The organism is Sporosarcina sp. BI001-red, assembly GCF_003384035.1.
Classification (GTDB): Bacteria; Bacillota; Bacilli; order Bacillales_A; family Planococcaceae; genus Sporosarcina.
The window spans coordinates 152,375-170,295 of the sequence record NZ_QQAK01000009.1; the positions used below are offsets into that span (position 1 = coordinate 152,375).

At 44.0% G+C, this 17,921-nt stretch carries 17 protein-coding genes; 16 read left to right on the forward strand and 1 reads right to left on the reverse strand.

Features of this window, described 5'->3' with window-relative positions; all coding sequences use genetic code 11:
- The first annotated feature begins 52 nt into the window (after positions 1-52).
- Genes coaBC through spoVM form a run of 11 tightly spaced genes read left to right on the forward strand, consistent with a single transcriptional unit; the run spans position 53 to position 11,654 of the window.
- Positions 53-1,261: a bifunctional phosphopantothenoylcysteine decarboxylase/phosphopantothenate--cysteine ligase CoaBC gene (gene coaBC / locus DVB69_RS02540; RefSeq protein WP_116017154.1), complete on the forward strand. Its 1,209-nt coding sequence runs from the start codon at positions 53-55 to the stop codon at positions 1,259-1,261.
- On the forward strand, positions 1,258-3,669 hold the full coding sequence (priA, locus tag DVB69_RS02545; protein WP_116016248.1) for a primosomal protein N': 2,412 nt from the start codon (positions 1,258-1,260) through the stop codon (positions 3,667-3,669). The genes coaBC and priA overlap by 4 nt, the downstream gene beginning before the upstream one ends.
- A 26-nt stretch (positions 3,670-3,695) precedes the next feature.
- On the forward strand, positions 3,696-4,217 hold the full coding sequence (gene def, locus DVB69_RS02550) for a peptide deformylase (RefSeq protein ID WP_116016250.1): 522 nt from the start codon (positions 3,696-3,698) through the stop codon (positions 4,215-4,217).
- The gene (gene fmt / locus DVB69_RS02555; RefSeq protein WP_116016252.1) at positions 4,210-5,151 is read left to right on the forward strand and encodes a methionyl-tRNA formyltransferase; all 942 of its coding nucleotides are present in this window, start codon (positions 4,210-4,212) and stop codon (positions 5,149-5,151) included. The genes def and fmt overlap by 8 nt, the downstream gene beginning before the upstream one ends.
- Complete coding sequence (rsmB, locus tag DVB69_RS02560) at positions 5,148-6,506, forward strand: 16S rRNA (cytosine(967)-C(5))-methyltransferase RsmB (RefSeq protein ID WP_116016254.1); 1,359 nt, start codon at positions 5,148-5,150, stop codon at positions 6,504-6,506. Before fmt ends, rsmB begins: the two co-directional genes overlap by 4 nt.
- A 28-nt stretch (positions 6,507-6,534) precedes the next feature.
- The gene (locus DVB69_RS02565) at positions 6,535-7,293 is read left to right on the forward strand and encodes a Stp1/IreP family PP2C-type Ser/Thr phosphatase (protein ID WP_116016256.1); all 759 of its coding nucleotides are present in this window, start codon (positions 6,535-6,537) and stop codon (positions 7,291-7,293) included.
- On the forward strand, positions 7,290-9,269 hold the full coding sequence (gene pknB, locus DVB69_RS02570; protein ID WP_116016258.1) for a Stk1 family PASTA domain-containing Ser/Thr kinase: 1,980 nt from the start codon (positions 7,290-7,292) through the stop codon (positions 9,267-9,269). Before DVB69_RS02565 ends, pknB begins: the two co-directional genes overlap by 4 nt.
- Before the next feature lie 13 nt (positions 9,270-9,282).
- Positions 9,283-10,164 (forward strand): ribosome small subunit-dependent GTPase A, encoded by an 882-nt coding sequence (rsgA, locus tag DVB69_RS02575; RefSeq protein ID WP_116016260.1) that lies wholly within the window; start codon positions 9,283-9,285, stop codon positions 10,162-10,164.
- Between the two features lie 5 nt (positions 10,165-10,169).
- Positions 10,170-10,838: a ribulose-phosphate 3-epimerase gene (gene rpe / locus DVB69_RS02580; protein WP_116016262.1), complete on the forward strand. Its 669-nt coding sequence runs from the start codon at positions 10,170-10,172 to the stop codon at positions 10,836-10,838.
- Positions 10,835-11,488: a thiamine diphosphokinase gene (locus DVB69_RS02585; protein ID WP_116016264.1), complete on the forward strand. Its 654-nt coding sequence runs from the start codon at positions 10,835-10,837 to the stop codon at positions 11,486-11,488. Before rpe ends, DVB69_RS02585 begins: the two co-directional genes overlap by 4 nt.
- Positions 11,489-11,501: 13 nt before the next feature.
- Positions 11,502-11,654 carry a stage V sporulation protein SpoVM gene (spoVM, locus tag DVB69_RS02590; RefSeq protein ID WP_116016266.1) on the forward strand — a complete coding sequence of 51 codons (153 nt, stop codon included), beginning with the start codon at positions 11,502-11,504 and terminating at the stop codon, positions 11,652-11,654.
- A gap of 34 nt (positions 11,655-11,688) precedes the next feature.
- On the opposite strand, the gene rpmB is transcribed toward spoVM, so the two are convergent.
- On the reverse strand, positions 11,689-11,877 hold the full coding sequence (gene rpmB, locus DVB69_RS02595; protein ID WP_039041889.1) for a 50S ribosomal protein L28: 189 nt from the start codon (positions 11,875-11,877) through the stop codon (positions 11,689-11,691).
- Between the two features lie 214 nt (positions 11,878-12,091).
- Between rpmB and DVB69_RS02600 the strand changes: the two genes are divergently transcribed.
- From DVB69_RS02600 to recG, 5 genes are all read left to right on the forward strand, one after another.
- Entirely contained in the window at positions 12,092-12,454 is a 363-nt protein-coding gene (locus tag DVB69_RS02600; RefSeq protein ID WP_116016268.1) for an Asp23/Gls24 family envelope stress response protein, read from the forward strand.
- Positions 12,455-12,471: 17 nt separating this feature from the next.
- Complete coding sequence (locus DVB69_RS02605) at positions 12,472-14,130, forward strand: DAK2 domain-containing protein (RefSeq protein WP_116016270.1); 1,659 nt, start codon at positions 12,472-12,474, stop codon at positions 14,128-14,130.
- 135 nt (positions 14,131-14,265) lie between these two features.
- Complete coding sequence (sdaAB, locus tag DVB69_RS02610; protein ID WP_116016272.1) at positions 14,266-14,928, forward strand: L-serine ammonia-lyase, iron-sulfur-dependent subunit beta; 663 nt, start codon at positions 14,266-14,268, stop codon at positions 14,926-14,928.
- A gap of 13 nt (positions 14,929-14,941) precedes the next feature.
- A complete protein-coding gene (gene sdaAA, locus DVB69_RS02615) occupies positions 14,942-15,850 on the forward strand; it encodes an L-serine ammonia-lyase, iron-sulfur-dependent, subunit alpha (protein ID WP_233505305.1) in 909 nt (302 codons plus the stop codon).
- Positions 15,831-17,879, forward strand: a complete 2,049-nt coding sequence (recG, locus tag DVB69_RS02620) for an ATP-dependent DNA helicase RecG (RefSeq protein ID WP_233505306.1) — start codon at positions 15,831-15,833, stop codon at positions 17,877-17,879. The genes sdaAA and recG overlap by 20 nt, the downstream gene beginning before the upstream one ends.
- The last annotated feature ends 42 nt before the right edge of the window (positions 17,880-17,921 follow it).

The following is a 17,921-nucleotide window of genomic DNA, read 5'->3' on the forward strand; positions in this document are numbered from 1 at the left end:
TAGAAAATGTACTTTCTTTGGGAGTTTGTCATTTTCGGGGAGGATGAAGATGTTGTTAGCCAATAAAAAAGTTTTGCTCTGTGTGACGGGTGGCATAGCTGTCTACAAAGCGGTAGCGCTGGTTAGTAAATTGAGTCAATCAGGTGCACATGTGAAAGTAGTGATGACCCGCTCTGCGATGGAGTTTGTTCAGCCTCTATCGTTTCAAGTGATGTCTCGGAACGATGTCTATTTTGATACGTTTGATGAAAAAGATTCTTCTGTCATTGCTCATATAGACCTTGCGAATTGGGCAGATCTCATCCTTGTGGCACCGACGTCAGCGAATTTCATCGGAAAACTTGCAAATGGCATTGCAGATGATATGGCCTCTACCTTGTTACTTGCAGCGACAGCTCCTGTATGGATTGCCCCTGCGATGAATGTCCATATGTACGAGCACCCGGCGGTTCTTCGGAATATCGATCGTCTGTATCGCGACGGCGTAAGATTCATTGAACCTTCCGAGGGCTTTTTAGCATGTGGATATGTTGGCAAAGGACGTCTGGAAGAGCCTGAACGAATTGTTGAATTAGTCGATTCGTTTTTCAACGAAACACCACCACTCCCGTTAACTGGAAAAAAGGTAGTTGTAACGGCTGGCCCAACATTAGAACGGATTGATCCGGTCCGTTATATTTCGAATTTCTCAAGCGGTAAAATGGGGTACGCGATGGCCAAAGCTGCGTTTGAACTAGGTGCCGAAACGATCCTTATTTCTGGCCCTGTATCGCTGGAACCACCAGAGGGTGTTAAGCTCATTCGTGTGGAGAGTGCAGCTGAGATGCTGGAAGCAGTGTTGGATCATTATACAGATGCAGATTACATCGTGAAATCTGCTGCGGTTGCTGATTATCGTCCAAAAACAGTATACGACCAAAAGATGAAGAAAAAAGATGGTGCTGCTTCTTTAGAGCTGGAACGGACAACTGATATTTTGAAAACGTTAGGTGAAATGAAAACAACGCAACGGCTAATTGGATTTGCGGCAGAAACGACAGATGCCGTTACATATGGTAAAGGTAAGTTGGAAGCGAAAAATCTTGATTGGATTATCATCAATGATGTTACTGATCCTGCAGGAGGTTTTGGTAGCGATGCCAACGTCGTAACTTTAATTTCAAGGTCTGGTGTTGAGCTTCAGTTTCCGGCTATGGAGAAAAAGGAGCTTGCAAAGAAACTATTCACAACAATTGTCCATGAAGGACAAGATTCCCTATGATCGCTGAAGTGATCGTGGACGTTGCAGCATATCCGATAGATCGTCCATTTGACTATAAAATTCCTGAGCTGTTTGCTGGATTCGTTGAACCTGGGATGCGTGTGAAAGTACCATTTGGTCCACGGAAAGTAGTCGGTTATGTGATTGCTTTGAAAGAAGAAAGCGACTTGGACATCAGTAAGATAAAACCGTTGGAAGAACTCATCGATTTTGAACCGATCCTTTCAGCGGAATTATTGGAGCTATCGGAATGGCTTGCTACGGATACGCTCGCCTATCGCATAGAAGCTCTTCAAGTCATGCTTCCCGCTGCAATGCGTGCAAAGTATGAGAAGTTCATCCAAGTGGAGGATCTCCAGGCGATTACAGACGAACCGTTCTTGAAGATGCTTCAAAAAAGGGATCGTATCCCTTTGAAAAATGCTGACACCCCTGAACTTTTGAAACAATTGAAGGTCTACACAAAATCAGGTGCAGTGCGTGTCGATACTCTAGTTAAGCAACAGACTACAGTTAAAAAAGTCCGTATGATTCATATAGAAAGTGCAGGAACTCTTCAACAACTAATTGGCGCACTTAGTAAGCAAGCGGTCAAACAGCGTGAACTAATGGAGTGGATGATTGCGTACGCCGGACAAACAATCGAAGCAGTAAAATTGATGGCGGATGCACATGTATCTGCACCAGTGCTGAAATCAGTGATTGAAAAAGGGGCTGCCCAAGAAAAAAGGTTGGAAGTGTATCGCGAACCAGAAACTTTGGAATTACGGGATACTGCCATTCCAAAACAGCTCACTTCTTATCAGGAAAATGCAGTAGATGAAGTACTTCATGCTTTTCGGTCAGGTTCAGACACGACGTTCCTGTTGCATGGAATTACAGGGAGCGGCAAAACTGAGGTCTACTTGCGAACTATCCAAGAAGTGCTATCAGCTGGCAAGGAAGCAATCGTGCTAGTTCCGGAAATTTCCTTGACACCTCAAATGACCTCGAGATTCAAAGAGCGATTTGGCGATCAAGTTGCAGTCATGCATAGTGCACTGTCTGCAGGTGAGAAATATGATGAGTGGCGTAAAATTCATCGAAAAGAAGTGAAGGTGGTCGTTGGTGCGCGTTCTGCTATTTTCGCGCCATTTGAAAAACTAGGAATTATTATTCTGGATGAAGAACATGAGTCAACGTATAAGCAGGAAGATTCGCCACGGTATCATGCACGGGATGTCGCGATTTGGCGGGCACAATTCAATCACTGTCCCGTTATTCTTGGGAGTGCAACGCCTGCACTTGAATCCTATGCACGTGCGTCAAAAGATGTTTACCGGCTACTGGAATTGCCAACGCGTGCAAAAGATCAGGAGCTACCAAATGTCAACATCGTCGATATGCGTGCTGAATTGAAAGATGGTAACCGATCGATGTTTTCTGTTCCGTTGGCGGAAGCAGTTCGGGATCGATTATTCAAGGGCGAACAGACTGTGTTGTTTTTAAACAAACGTGGATTCTCTTCGTTTGTTTTATGTAGAGATTGTGGGACGACAATTCAATGTCCCAACTGTGATATTTCACTGACGTATCATAGGGCAACTGAGAATTTAAAATGTCATTACTGCGGACATGAAGAGCGGGTACCTCACGTCTGTCCGGAATGCGAAAGTGAACACATCCGATTTTTTGGCACGGGTACACAAAAAGCGGAAGAAGAGATTACAAAGCTTTTCCCAGAAGCGCGAGTACTTCGTATGGATGTCGATACGACTCGCCAAAAAGGTTCTCATGCCCGACTGCTTCAAAAATTCAGCGAAGGACAAGCTGATATTTTACTTGGAACACAAATGATTGCCAAAGGGCTCGACTTTCCAAATATTACATTGGTCGGTGTTTTAGCGGCAGATACAACACTCCATTTGGCGGATTTCAGAGCTGCAGAAAAAACGTTCCAATTGCTGACACAAGTAAGTGGAAGAGCGGGGCGTCATGAATTGGAAGGGGAAGTATTCGTCCAAACGTACACACCTGAACATTACGCCATTGAACTAGCAAAAGCTCAAGTATACGAGCCCTTTTATCATATGGAGATGAGTAACAGGAAACAATTTGGCTATCCGCCATTTTACTACATCGTCAACATTCAATTCAGTCATGAGGACTTAATGAAAGTTGTTGGATATGCTGAAAAAGCCGCTCGATTTTTGGCAGAAGGATTAAGTCCTGAAAGCGTCATTATCGGTCCAACTGCTTCGGCAATAAGTCGCGTCAATAATAGATATCGCTATCAATGTTTGATAAAATACAAAAAAGAACCGAAACTCACAGAGACACTACAAGCACTCATCCGCTTTTACCGAACGGATTGGATAAAAGACGGATTACTGCTTTCTGTCGATAAATCACCTGTCGTTATTTACTGAATAGAGTTTAGAAAAGAGGAATTTGTTTGACTGTACTAGAAATTGTTAAATATCCAGCTGAAATATTAGAAACGAAAACAAAAGAAGTGACGAAATTCGATCGCGCCTTACACAGGTTGTTGGACGATATGATGGAAACGATGATTGCTGCAGATGGCGTAGGAATTGCAGCGCCTCAAGTCGGCCACTCAATTCGCGCTGCGATTGTAGATATCGGCGAAGGGGATCCACCTATTGAACTGATCAATCCAGTCATTACTGCGATTGGTGGAGAAGATGTGGACTTGGAAGGGTGTCTCAGCTTCCCAGATTTATACGGTGAAGTAAAGCGTCCCTTCTTTGTTCGTGTAGAAGCTCAAGAACGAGATGGATCCCTCTATGAGATTGAAGCTGAAAGCTTTGAAGCACGTGCCATTATGCATGAAATCGATCACTTAGATGGCATTTTGTTCAATACGAAAATTAGTAGGATTGTCGATGCATCTGAATTTGAAGAATTGGACGAAGACCTTGTTCAACTTGAAAAGGATGGTGAAGGGATTGAATAAGCTGTTATTTATGGGAACTCCTGATTTTTCAGCCCCTATTTTACGTATGCTTCAGGAAGAAGGCTATCATATTGTCGGAGTTGTGACTCAGCCTGACAGACCTGTTGGACGAAAACGTGTCTTGACACCACCCCCTGTGAAAGCGGAAGCATTGCGTCTAGGGCTACCAGTCATTCAACCTGAAAAATTAAGAGGTTCCACTGAGTTGGAAGAGATTAAAGCGCTTGCGCCCGACTTAATCGTTACAGCTGCATTTGGTCAGATTTTGCCAAAAGAATTGCTGGATGTTCCGAGATTAGGGTGCATTAATGTCCATGCGTCATTGCTTCCTGCTTATCGTGGAGGAGCTCCAATTCATCAGTCTGTTATGGACGGATGCACGGAAACAGGTGTAACGATTATGTACATGGCGGAAAAACTTGACGCAGGTGACATCATCTCACAAGCGACTGAACCGATTTTACCGACTGATGATACAGGCAGTATGTTTGATAAGCTATCACTTACTGGTGAAAAGTTGTTAAAAGAAACATTGCCTTCTATTCTAGAAGGAACGAATGCACGCATTCCACAAGATGAGTCTCTTGTCACATTTGCAAAAAACATCTCACGTGAGCAAGAGCGGATTGACTGGACACGTAAAGGAACGGATATTCATAACCAAGTAAGAGGACTAACACCTTGGCCAACGGCTTATACAACATTTGAAGGTGAAAACGTGAAAGTCTGGAAGACGGAAGTAATCTCGAATAATTGTGAAGGCAAGCCAGGTGAAATCATCGAGTTAACAAAGGAACACATTCTCGTGAAAACAGGTGATGACACAGCTATCGCAATTACGGAATTACAGCCTTCCGGGAAAAAACGCATGACTGCAACCGTCTTTTTGAACGGATCAGGTAGCCAGTGGAAAAAAGGAGATTTCTTCCTATGACAGCAAAGAAGAAAATAATGATGCAAGGGAACGTCCGCGACGCGGCACTTTCCATTTTACTTGAAGTGAGTCGTAACCAAGCGTACAGCAATCTATTATTAACTCGGACGATGAAATCCTATGCCATTAAAGAACAGGACAAACCATTGTTAACGAATTTAACATATGGGACATTACAGTATCGATTGACATTAGACTATTATCTAGCTCCATTCGTTAAAGGAAAGCTGGATGATTGGGTTCGTGAACTACTACGTATGTCGCTATATCAGATCGTCTATTTAACAAAAATCCCTCCGCATGCTGCTGTAAATGAAGCTGTGGAAATTGCAAAAGTACGGGGACATAAAGGAACAACCGGATTTGTAAACGGAGTACTTCGTTCTGTATTGCGCCAAGGAGTCCGTTCACTTGATGAAGTAACAGATGGAATTACACGTCTGTCGATAGAGACAAGTCATCCTGAATGGCTAATTCGTCGATGGATTGACCAGTACGGGTTGGAAGTCACTTCAGAAATGGCACTTGCTAATAATGTGCCACCAACGAATACTGCACGTGTCAATATCGCACAGACAACAGTTGAAAAAGCATTGCATCAGTTGAAGAGTGAAGGTGCAAAAGTCGAGATAGGGAAAGTGGTACCTGAAGCGATCTATTGCCATTCAGGAAATGTCGCGAAAACCTATACGTATACCAAAGGATGGCTCACTGTTCAAGATGAAAGCTCGATGCTTCCTGTCTATGCGCTGGATGTGCATCCAGGAATGAAAGTACTCGATATGTGTGCAGCACCAGGTGGGAAAACAACACAAATTGCAGAACATTTAGCAGATAATGGAGAAGTTCATGCACACGATCTACATGAACATAAACTACAACTCATCGAAGAGAATGCAGAACGTTTAGGACTGAAATCCATTTGGACATCTAGTGGGGATAGTCGTGAACTAGGATATACGTATAAACCGAACACATTCGATCGGATTTTAGTAGACGCACCTTGTAGTGGTCTTGGAGTTATTCGCAGAAAACCGGAAATCAAGTACAACAAGACAGAAGCGGATCTCGAATCACTTACGAAAATCCAATCGGAATTACTTGAAACAGCATGGACACTCGTCAAGCCGGGTGGCAAAATTGTCTATAGTACATGTACGGTCGATAAAACCGAAAATGATGGAGTTGTTCTTCAATTTTTAGAACGTCATCCTGAAGCTGTAAAATTAGTTCCTGAATTCTTCGAAGAAGCAGGTCTCTCGACACCAAACGGGATGCTGCAAGTATTGCCGCAACACTTTGGCAGTGATGGATTCTTTGCAGCTACGTTGCAAAAACCAGTGAGTAACGACTAAAAAGACGTACAGGGATGGGGGAACCGCAATGCATTTCAGTGTACGAACCGATATAGGTAGAAAACGCACGTTCAACGAAGACCAGGCTGCTGTATTTGTACTCGATAATGGCTATACACTCGCTGTCATTGCTGACGGCATGGGGGGGCATCGGAGTGGCGATGTCGCGAGTACCATGGCAGTACGCTTAATGGGAGAACATTTCAATGAGCTGAACCAAACGACTCCAGAAACCGTAGAAACATGGAGTGCATGGCTCGATTCTATTGTTCGTAAAGTAAACCAGCTAATTTTTGAAAAAGCCCAATCTTCCCCTGAACATGAAGGGATGGGTACAACGCTTGAAGCTGCAGTCATAGCAGAAGGAAATTGTTACATTGCACATGTAGGGGACAGTCGGATTTATACAATTAGTTCCGAAGCAATTACTCAGCTGACTAAGGATCATTCCTACGTAAATGCACTTCTATCCAGTGGACAAATAACAGAAGAAGAAGCTGAAGTACATCCTCAGCGAAATTGGATTATGCGAGCTGTCGGTTCGGAACGAGATATCGAGCCTGAATTTTATCATGTACCTTTTACAAAAGGAGACTATTTGTTATTGTGCACAGATGGTCTAAGTAACAAGGTGGAACCTGAAACGATGAGGGAACTCATTGTGGCTGAAAACACACTTGAAGAAAAAGTTATTCAGCTCATCAATCTGGCCAACGAAAGAGGGGGGGAGGACAACATTACTGCGGTATTGCTTGCCTCCACTGACCTTGGAGCGAGTGCTGTATGATTGGCAATCGAATTGGAGACCGCTATGATATCATCGGCACAATCGGTGAAGGCGGGATGTCTAAAGTATACGTAGCGCATGATGTAATTTTGGATCGGGATGTCGCCATAAAAGTTTTAAATTATGATTTTGCGAACGAAGAAGAATTGAAACGCAGATTTCAGCGTGAAGCGTTATCTGCTACTAGTTTGACCCATGCGAACATCGTCAATATTTTTGATGTGGGAGAAGAAGATGAGCTTCATTACCTAGTCATGGAGTATGTGAAGGGTCTGACATTAAAGCGCTTTATTTTGGAAAACGGTCCACTTGAACCCGAAAAAGCAATTCCTATTATGCTACAACTCGTGGCAGGCATATCCAATGCTCATCACAATGGGATTATTCATCGTGATGTGAAGCCGCAAAATATTCTTATGGATGAAGACAGGAACGTGAAGATCACAGACTTTGGAATTGCAATGGCGCTTACAGCAACCTCTCATACGAAAACGAATTCGGTGCTTGGAACCGTCCATTATCTTTCGCCTGAACAGGCGAGAGGTGGAATGGCAACGAAAAAATCTGATATCTATTCGTTGGGAATCGTTTTTTACGAATTACTAACAGGGAAGTTGCCATTCTCAGCAGAATCAGCAGTGGCGATTGCTCTCAAGCATCTCCAAGAGGAAACCCCTTCTGTAAGAGCTGATTTCCCTTCAATCCCACAAAGTGTTGAAAATATTATTTTAAAAGCAACCGCAAAAGACGCTAGACATCGATATGTATCAGCGGATGCGATGTATGATGATCTGCTAACATCACTCGATCCTGCGCGGGCTAACGAACCTAAATTCGTAATTCCGTTTGATGAAGATGAAACACGTGCACTACCCATCATTAAAGACGCGCCAAGCTTACTGGATTCTGAACAAACTATGAAAATGGAGCCGGTACGATTAGAACCGGAGCCCGTGAAATCAGTCCCGGTCCCTCAAGAGAAAAAACGTAAAAAGTGGCCAATTGTTGCAAGCATAGCTATTTTAATCGCTGCTGCAATCGCTGTACTGTATCTCACAGGTATGTTCGATCAGCAAGTGACTGTCCCTGACGTACTAGGTAAAGATGAAGCGGATGCGATCGCACTCCTAGAAGAAAAAGGATTTGTTATTGACGACAAACTCGAGCAACCTTCTGAGGAGTATGAAAAAGGGGAGGTTTTCCGGACAATCCCTGAGGCGAACAAAGAACGCGATAAAGGCAGTGCCGTCAAGTTATACATCAGTACGGGTAAAGAGACGATGACTTTCAGTGATTACACTAATAGAGACTATGACTCTACTAAAGAACGTCTGGACCGTTATAAATTCAAGTCGATTATGCCAGAAGAAGTCTTTGATGATCAACCTAAAGGAACCATCTTGAGACAAGACCCTGATCCTGATTCAGAAGTAGTTCCAGGTGAAACGGATGTTGTCTTCACAGTAAGTAAAGGCCAAGAAACGAGAATGTTGGAAAGCCTAATTGGCTATACAGATGATCAGTTGAATAAGTATGCTCGCTCTTCAGGCTTCAATATTACAGTTTCCAAAAAGAGTAATTCTGATACGATTCCTACAGGGCAGGTTATGAAGCAGGAACCCACTGCTGGTCAATCGTTGCCTATCGGTTCGGAAGTCAAAGTAACGGTTTCAAAGGGGCCAGCTCAAAAGCCTGTTAAAACCTATGTGAAGCGTGTGAAAATTCCTTATGAAGTGATAGAAGACGATGGTTCCTCAGAGGATGGGGATGAAGAAAAATCACCACAAACTGTTCGAATTTACATTCAAGACCGCGAGAATTCGATGACCGATCCTATCAAGGAATTTGAAATAACAGAGGACACTGAAGAACAAATCACAGTAGAATTGGAAGAAGGTCAACGAGGCGGTTATAAAATACTTCGTGGCACTACAATTATCGAAGAAAAGACGTTTGACTATAAAGATATTCAATAAGGATGGGGATAGGATGCCAGAAGGTCAAATTCGAAAAGCAATTAGTGGGTTTTACTATGTGAAATTCGATGGTGGGACAGTGCGCTGTAGAGGAAGAGGCGTATTTAGAAAGCGGAAGATCACTCCGCTTGTCGGAGACTGGGTAACGTACGTGCAAGAAGGGGAAGAAGATGCGACGATTACTGAAGTTCATCCACGCAAAAATGAATTGGTACGTCCGCCTGTCTCCAACATTGACTTGGCGCTACTCGCTGTCTCAATTGTAGAGCCAACGTTCAGTTCTAACTTGCTGGATCGGTTTCTTGTCCTTGTCGAGTCCCATTATATTAAGCCAGTGATCTGTTTCACTAAAAAAGACAAAGCAAACGAAAAAGAGGTTGAAGCAGCAGAAAAAGCTGCTGATTACTATCGTTCGATAGGTTATTCAGTTCTTTTGACGTCAATTGATGAACCTGGACTGGTTGAAAAACTTCGCCCATATATAGAGGGGAACACAACGGTCCTTGCAGGTCAATCCGGTGTTGGAAAATCAACACTTTTGAATACGCTACTTCCAGGACTTCTTCTTGAAACAGGTGTAATATCTGAAGCGCTTGGCCGTGGTAAGCATACGACCCGACACGTTGAACTGCATGAAGTAGCGGATGGCTTAGTTGCCGACACACCGGGTTTTAGTTCTCTCGAATTCGATACATTAGAGAAACAGGATTTAGGAAGTTGTTTCCCAGAATTCCTAGAAGCATCGGAACAGTGTAAATTCAGAGGGTGCCTGCATTTGAAAGAGCCTTCGTGTGAAGTGAAAAGGCTAGTTGAGTCAGGAGAAATTCTGAAAAGTCGTTACACGCACTACTTACAGTTCTTGCAGGAGATAACTGACAGAAAGCCGAGGTATTGATAAAGATGATAAAAATAGCACCCTCTATCCTATCAGCAGATTTTGCAAAGCTTGGTGAAGAAATCAAAGAAGTGGAGCAGGGAGGCGCGGATTGGATTCACGTAGATGTGATGGACGGTCATTTTGTTCCAAATATTACAATTGGACCATTGATTGTCGAAGCGATCCGTCCAGTTACAACCTTGCCATTAGATGTGCACTTGATGATCGAAGAACCGGATCGGTACATTGAACAATTTGCGAAAGCAGGAGCGGATTACATTACGGTTCATGTAGAGGCATGCCGTCATCTACACAGAACGATTCAGCTAATCCGCTCTCATGGAGTGAAACCAGGCGTTGTGTTAAACCCACATACTCCTGTCGAAACTATTCTTCACGTACTTGAAGATATCGACCTTGTTCTATTCATGACTGTGAATCCTGGATTTGGCGGACAGAAATTCATCACTTCTGTCGTACCTAAAGTGAAACAGCTCTCAGACATTATTAAAGAGCGTAACCTGTCCATCGAGATAGAAATTGATGGAGGCATAACACCCGAAACGATTGGAACTTGTGTAGAAGCAGGTGCCACTGTATTTGTTGCGGGATCAGCAGTTTATAATCAAAAAGATCGTTCTGCAGCTATCCGAAGCATCCGTACTGCCGGCGAAAAGGCGCAAGTCAAGTGAAGACGATTATAATATGTGCAGGGGGGCCAGAGGAAGAAGTTATCCCTCTGGCTCTCTTTTTAGAGGAAAACACGCAGTTTATAGGTGCTGATCGGGGGACGCTGCAACTACTTGATGCAGGAATCGCTCCATTGGCGGCGGTTGGAGACTTCGATTCGGTCAGCAAAGAGGAAATGAAGAGAATTGAAGCAACAGGCTGTTGCATCGAAAAACGACCTCCTGAAAAAGATGAAACCGATACTGAGCTGGCATTGAACCTTGCTTATTCGCAGAATCCCGATAAGATTATTTTGACAGGAGTAACGGGTGGACGTCTAGATCACATGTATTCCGCAGTTCAACTCCTAGTTCGCAATGCTAGGCTGAAGCCATCCATACAATTGATACTTGCGAACCGACAAAATGAGCTGACACTTCTTCAACAAGGGACTCATATCTTCAAAAGGAATGAGCAGTTCCCTTACCTCTCATTCTTTAGCATGACAGGGGTAGTAAGGGGGCTGACGTTGACGGGTGTTAAGTATGAAGTCTACTTTGAAGATATACATCTGGGAGATACTCGCTTCACTAGCAACGAGATTGTTGAACCATCTTGTACTATCTCCATGCAAGAGGGCATATGTTTAATGGTAAGGAGCTCAGATTCCTGAAAGGAGTGGGGAGTTGCGGATTTATACTTTTACATTGCCTAAGTTTGTAAGTGGAATTGTACGAAAGTGCATGGTCGTGTTTTCTAAGGAGGATACAGCGAAAGCGAAATCGTCCACTACAGCATCAAAGAAGCGAAAAAAGCGACATGAAAAAACGCCGGGCTGAAATTCAGCCTGGCGTTTTTATTGGTTGCGGTCTATTATACGCGTTGAACTTTACCTGATTTAAGTGCGCGGGCAGATACCCAAACACGCTTCGGCTTGCCGTTTACGAGAATACGGACTTTTTGAAGGTTCGCACCCCAAACACGCTTGCTAGAGTTCATTGCGTGGGAACGATTATTCCCTGCACGTGCTTTGCGACCAGTAATTACACATTCCTTAGCCATTTTATAACCTCCTCGCGAATGATGATTAAGCGTTTCACTTATAATTCGCATACTAGATTAATTTATCATATCCGTCTATCCCATGCAAGCTTTTTTCTCTGTTCTCTCAAGCAATTTTCCTTTACACGTTTAAGAAAACGCTTGCTTTCTTTTCTTATAGGCGTGTATATAGTACAATGTGAACAGTGAAACTGGATTCAGGAGGGATAACGGCATGTCAATTCAAATGGAAAACGATTATGGAAAAATTGATATAACGAATGAGACAATCGCCCGGATCGTCGGTGAAGCTACAATAGAATGCTACGGAGTTGTAGGAATGGCCTCTCGGCATCAAATTCGGGACGGACTGACAGAAATTCTGAGAATAGAGAACTTCGGTAGAGGTGTTGTCGTACGAAACGCAGGCGCTGACACACAAATTGATCTATATATTATTGTCGGTTACGGGACAAAGATCACTGAAGTTGCCTACCAAGTGCAATCCAAAGTACAGTATACACTTAAAAAAACACTCGGGATGACAATCGGTTCCGTCAATATTTATGTACAGGGCGTTCGTGTGACGAACCCGTGAAGGAGGAACACAGTTCTATGAAGTCGATGGATGGACTACAGTTTGCTGAAATGGTGAAGATGGGCGCGTACCATCTTAAACAAAATGCTGATTATGTGGATTCCCTGAATGTCTTCCCAGTACCAGATGGAGATACGGGAACAAATATGAACTTATCAATGACTTCAGGTGCAAAAGAGACGGAAGCAAACGTTTCTGCTCACCTTGGCAAGACCTCACAAGCATTGTCCAAAGGATTATTGATGGGCGCTCGTGGAAATTCAGGTGTGATTTTGTCGCAATTGTTCCGTGGTTTTGGAAAATCCGTTGAAGAAAAAGAAGTTCTGACTGCAAGTGAGTTTGCGGAAGGACTACGATATGGCGTGGAAACGGCATATAAAGCGGTCATGAAGCCTGTCGAAGGTACGATTTTGACTGTTGCAAAAGATGCAGCAGCTGTCGCAGTGGAAACTGCAGCTACAGAAACGGATCTTATTCAGTTGATGGAAGCTATTTTAACGGAAGCAAAAGCTTCACTCAAAAGGACACCAGATCTATTGCCAGTCCTGAAAGAGGTAGGCGTTGTAGATAGTGGCGGACAAGGTCTAGTTTATGTGTACGAAGGATTTTTAGCTTGTTTAAAAGGTGAAGAATTGCCTGAACGTACAGTTGTCCAGTCAATGGATGAGCTCGTAAGTGCAGAACACCACCGAAAGGTACAAGGGTTCATGGATACTGCGGATATAGAGTTTGGATATTGTACGGAGTTCATGGTGAGATTTGAAGACGACAAAACGAAAAATCATCCTTTCGATGAAAATGACTTCAGACTTCAATTGAATGAAATGGGTGACTCATTATTAGTCATCTCTGATGAGGAGATAGCGAAAGTACATATCCATACAGAAAACCCGGGGAATGCATTATCTTGCGGTCAACAGTATGGTTCCCTCATCAATATTAAGATCGAGAACATGCGTCAACAACACATGGACATCGTGGGGGATCAATCAGCGCGTAAAAATTCAACTGCAAAGAAAACGCCTTATGCAATCGTAACAGTTGCGATGGGTGAAGGAATTGCGGAATTGCTCAGAAGTATCGGGGCCTCCTACGTAATTGAAGGCGGACAAACGATGAACCCATCCACTGAAGATATCGTTAAGGCGATTCAAGAAGTAGGGGCGGAACGCGTTCTGATCTTGCCGAACAATAAGAATATCGTGTTAGCTGCTGAACAAGCAGCTGAAGTGGTTGGAATTGAAGCAGCAGTCGTTCCAACGAAGTCTGTGCCTGAAGGACTCGCAGCCATTTTAGCATTCAACCCGGAGGCAGACGTAACTACGAATGCAAAGTCCATGAACGCAGCAGCTTCTGTTGTGAAAACTGGACAGGTGACAACGGCAGTGCGGGATACATCGATTGATGGTGTTGCGATCCATACAGATGATTACATGGCCATCTCCAATGGAAAGATTACGGTAGCTACACCTTCATTGGAGACAACAATGAAGTCATTGATTGACGATATGATCACAGAAGATGATGAAATCGTGACAGTAATTTACGGTACTGACGTTTCTGAACAAGATGCAAAACAGATGGTAGCTTATATTGAAGGTCAGTTCGAACATATCGAGATTGAATTGTATAACGGGAAACAGCCGTTATACCCTTATATCTTGTCAGTGGAATAACAACAGACAAAAAGCGTTGCGACTCCTAGTCGTTGGCGCTTTTTGTCTGTCTTTCTGACAGCTATGAATTTTGTTTTCTAGCGACTATTCGTGTAGAATGAATACTAGGAATATGGGTAAAAGGGGGAGTTTTTGTTGAAATTCAGATCCGTTTTTGAAATTATCGGGCCAGTCATGATCGGACCCTCATCATCACATACAGCAGGTGCTGCACGTATCGGTCTTGTAGCAAGAGATTTGTTTGGACGTCAACCGGAATGGGCGAGAATTCACTTATATGGATCATTTGCAGAGACCTATAAAGGTCATGGAACAGATGTTGCAATTATCGGTGGATTGCTTGGTTACGACACGTTTGATGAACGCATTCGTACTGCATTCGAAGACGCAGAAGAACTCGGCATGTCTTTTGAATTCATTGCCGAAGAAGAAGAGATGGATCATCCGAATACTGCAAAACTGGTCATTGGAGATAAAGAAGGCGTCATGGAACTCATTGGAATTTCAATTGGTGGAGGCACTATGGAAGTTGTAGAACTGAACGGTTTTCCACTTCGATTATCGGGACATTTTCCAGCATTGCTTGTGGTTCACGATGACCGTGCGGGTGTAATAGCTAATGTTTCGAACGCAATCGCTGCGCAAGATATGAACATTGCCCATATGGAAGTCGGACGTAAGGAAAAAGGGGAAATGGCGCTCATGGTCATCGAGGTCGATCAAGTCGTCAACGATGAGCTTATTGAAGAATTACGTGCACTTCCGAATGTTACACAAGTATCGACATTGGCGAACTAAGGAGGCAACTATAATGGATATTTTATTTTCAAACGTAAAGGAACTTGTCGCAGTTGCTGAAAAAGAGCAACAACCTATTTCGGAGATTATGATTCGTCAAGAAATGTTGTTGACGCGTAGATCACGTGAAGAAATATTTGCACAAATGGAAAACAACTTAGCAGTCATGGAAAATTCTGTGGAAGAGGGATTGAAAGGCGTCCATTCTCCATCCGGTTTAACGGGTGGCGATGCAGTTCTTATTCAAAACTACATGAAAACAGGTAAATCTTTGTCTGGAGAACTATTGCTAGATGCAGTCAGTAAAGCGGTCGCTACGAATGAGGTGAATGCAGCAATGGGACTGATTTGCGCTACTCCTACAGCTGGAGCTGCAGGGATTGTGCCAGGTACGTTGTTTGCTGTTAAAAACAAACTTAATCCGACGCGCGAACAGATGGTCAATTATTTGTTTACGACAGGAGCTTTCGGATTTATCGTAGCGAATAATGCATCTATTTCCGGTGCTGCAGGAGGGTGTCAAGCTGAGACGGGTTCTGCTGCATCGATGGCGGCGGCCGCGATTGTTGAAATGGCTGGAGGAACGCCACAGCAAAGTGCAGAAGGCTTTTCGATAGTGATGAAAAATATGCTCGGTCTCGTCTGCGATCCGGTCGCAGGGCTCGTCGAGGTGCCGTGCGTGAAGCGTAATGCAATGGGAGCAGCTAAAGCACTCGTTGGTGCGGACATGGCACTTGCTGGTGTCGTAAGCGTTATTCCGACCGATGAAGTCATTGAAGCAATGCACAAAATCGGTCAATCGATGCCATCTGCTTTGCGTGAAACCGCAAAAGGTGGACTTGCAGCTACCCCGACAGGTAAAGCGTTGGAAGCGAAAATCTTCGGTAAGGATAAAGAATCACGTGACACGGTCACTAAGTGAGCCCGTTACCGAACTAAAAGGGATTGGCAAGTCAGCTGGCGAGCAGCTTGAAAAATTAGGTGTCGAAACAATTGAAGAGTTAGTTATGATGTTTCCATACAGGCATGAGGATTTTAGACTGAAAGACTTGTCTGAAACTCCACACGCGGAACGTGTAACGATAGAAGGACGGGTGGAGAGTGTTCCATCCGTCCTGTTTACCGGGAAAAAGCGTTCCCGAATGCAAGTTCAGTTGTTAGTCGGCAACCATCTTATTAAAGCGGTATTTTTCAATCAACATTATTTAAAAGATCGACTAAATCCAGGACAAATCGTGACCATCACAGGAAAATGGGACCGAGGAAGACAGCTCATCAATGTGAACAATTTTAAAGACGGTCCGAAAATCGGACAGTCTGATTTTGAACCAGTTTATAGTCTGAAAGGTGTTGTCAAGCAACCGACGTTCCGGCGGTGGATGAGAACAGCGCTAGACGAGGTGACGCGAGAAATTCCTGAAACGTTGCCTATGCAGTTGCTTAACTCGTATAAACTTCCAGGAATAGCGGAAACGCTTGAGATGGTTCACTTTCCGAACAGTCCAGAAGACGTGAAGCAGGCACGACGTCGTGTTGTGTATGAAGAATTGCTACACTTTCAGTTGAAGATGGCTGCACTCAAGAAAGTGCGTAAAGCCGCAGGGAAAGGCACGACCATTGGGTATGACTTGGAAAAATTGAAGCAATTCATTGCTAGTCTTCCGTTCGAGTTGACAGGCGCTCAAAAACGGGTGGTCAATGAGTTGTGTGTAGAACTGAAAAGTCCATTACGTATGAATCGTTTGCTTCAAGGAGATGTAGGGTCAGGAAAGACGGTTGTAGCAGCTATTGCGCTATATGCAGCCATCACGGCAGGTTTCCAAGGGGCTCTCATGGCTCCTACAGAAATTCTTGCGGAACAACATGCCGAGACACTGGCTAGCTGGCTTGAACCTGTTGGTGTAGCGGTTGCGTTCTTGTCTGGATCCACGAAGGGGAAAGCGCGACGTGAGATCATCGCGCGGCTTGAGACTGGAGAAATCGATTTGCTGATTGGAACGCATGCGCTCATTCAGCCAGATGTGAATTTTGGAAAGCTTGGTCTGGTTATCACGGATGAGCAACACCGATTTGGCGTCGAACAGCGTCGAGTGCTTCGTGACAAAGGGGAGAGTCCTGATGTGCTCTTTATGACGGCAACACCCATTCCAAGAACACTGGCAATTACGGTGTTCGGTGAAATGGATGTTTCTTTGTTGGACGAAATGCCGGCGGGACGAAAAGAGATCGAAACCCATTGGTTAAAAGAAGATTCACTCGCTCCAGTTCTCCGTCGAATGGAAAAAGAACTGCAAGCGGGTAGGCAAGCGTATGTCATTTGTCCGCTAATTGAGGAATCCGATACATTGGATGTCCAGAATGCCGTGGACGTCTTCGGACAGCTATCGACGTATTTTGCGGGTCGGTTTACAGTGGGGCTCATGCATGGAAGGCTTCACTCTGATGAAAAAGATGAGGTCATGCGTGATTTCAGTGAAGGCAAAATTGATTGTTTAGTGTCAACGACTGTTGTAGAAGTAGGGGTCAACGTACCAAATGCAACGTTTATGCTGATTTATGACGCGACGCGCTTTGGCCTTGCACAACTCCATCAATTAAGGGGACGTGTCGGTCGTGGGGCAGATCAGTCATATTGTGTGTTGTTAGCAGACCCGAAGACAGAAGAAGGTAAAGAGCGCATGATGACGATGGCAGAAACGAATGATGGATTTTTATTGGCTGAAAAAGATCTGGAGCTCCGTGGATCGGGCGACTTTTTCGGGAAGAAGCAAAGTGGATTGCCGGAATTTAAAATGGCCGATTTAATCCATGATTATCGCGCGTTGGAAACAGCTCGACAAGATGCAGAACAGTTGCTTGAAATGGATTCATTCTGGACAGATCCCGATTATAAGAGTCTCCGGACAACTGTGGAAGAATCAGGCGTATTACAAAATGAGCGTATTGATTAACAGCTGAATACGGCACCTATTTTTTTGAAAGTAGTCAGACGA

Excerpts from the sequence above, each read along its gene's own strand:
- priA (WP_116016248.1), top strand. The coding sequence starts at position 1,258 with ATGATCGCTGAAGTGATCGTGGACGTTGCAGCATATCCGATAGATCGT.
- rsmB (WP_116016254.1), top strand. The coding sequence starts at position 5,148 with ATGACAGCAAAGAAGAAAATAATGATGCAAGGGAACGTCCGCGACGCG.
- DVB69_RS02565 (WP_116016256.1), top strand. The coding sequence starts at position 6,535 with ATGCATTTCAGTGTACGAACCGATATAGGTAGAAAACGCACGTTCAAC.
- pknB (WP_116016258.1), top strand. The coding sequence starts at position 7,290 with ATGATTGGCAATCGAATTGGAGACCGCTATGATATCATCGGCACAATC.
- rsgA (WP_116016260.1), top strand. The coding sequence starts at position 9,283 with ATGCCAGAAGGTCAAATTCGAAAAGCAATTAGTGGGTTTTACTATGTG.
- rpe (WP_116016262.1), top strand. The coding sequence starts at position 10,170 with ATGATAAAAATAGCACCCTCTATCCTATCAGCAGATTTTGCAAAGCTT.
- rpmB (WP_039041889.1), bottom strand. The coding sequence starts at position 11,877 with ATGGCTAAGGAATGTGTAATTACTGGTCGCAAAGCACGTGCAGGGAAT.
- DVB69_RS02600 (WP_116016268.1), top strand. The coding sequence starts at position 12,092 with ATGTCAATTCAAATGGAAAACGATTATGGAAAAATTGATATAACGAAT.
- DVB69_RS02605 (WP_116016270.1), top strand. The coding sequence starts at position 12,472 with ATGAAGTCGATGGATGGACTACAGTTTGCTGAAATGGTGAAGATGGGC.
- sdaAA (WP_233505305.1), top strand. The coding sequence starts at position 14,942 with ATGGATATTTTATTTTCAAACGTAAAGGAACTTGTCGCAGTTGCTGAA.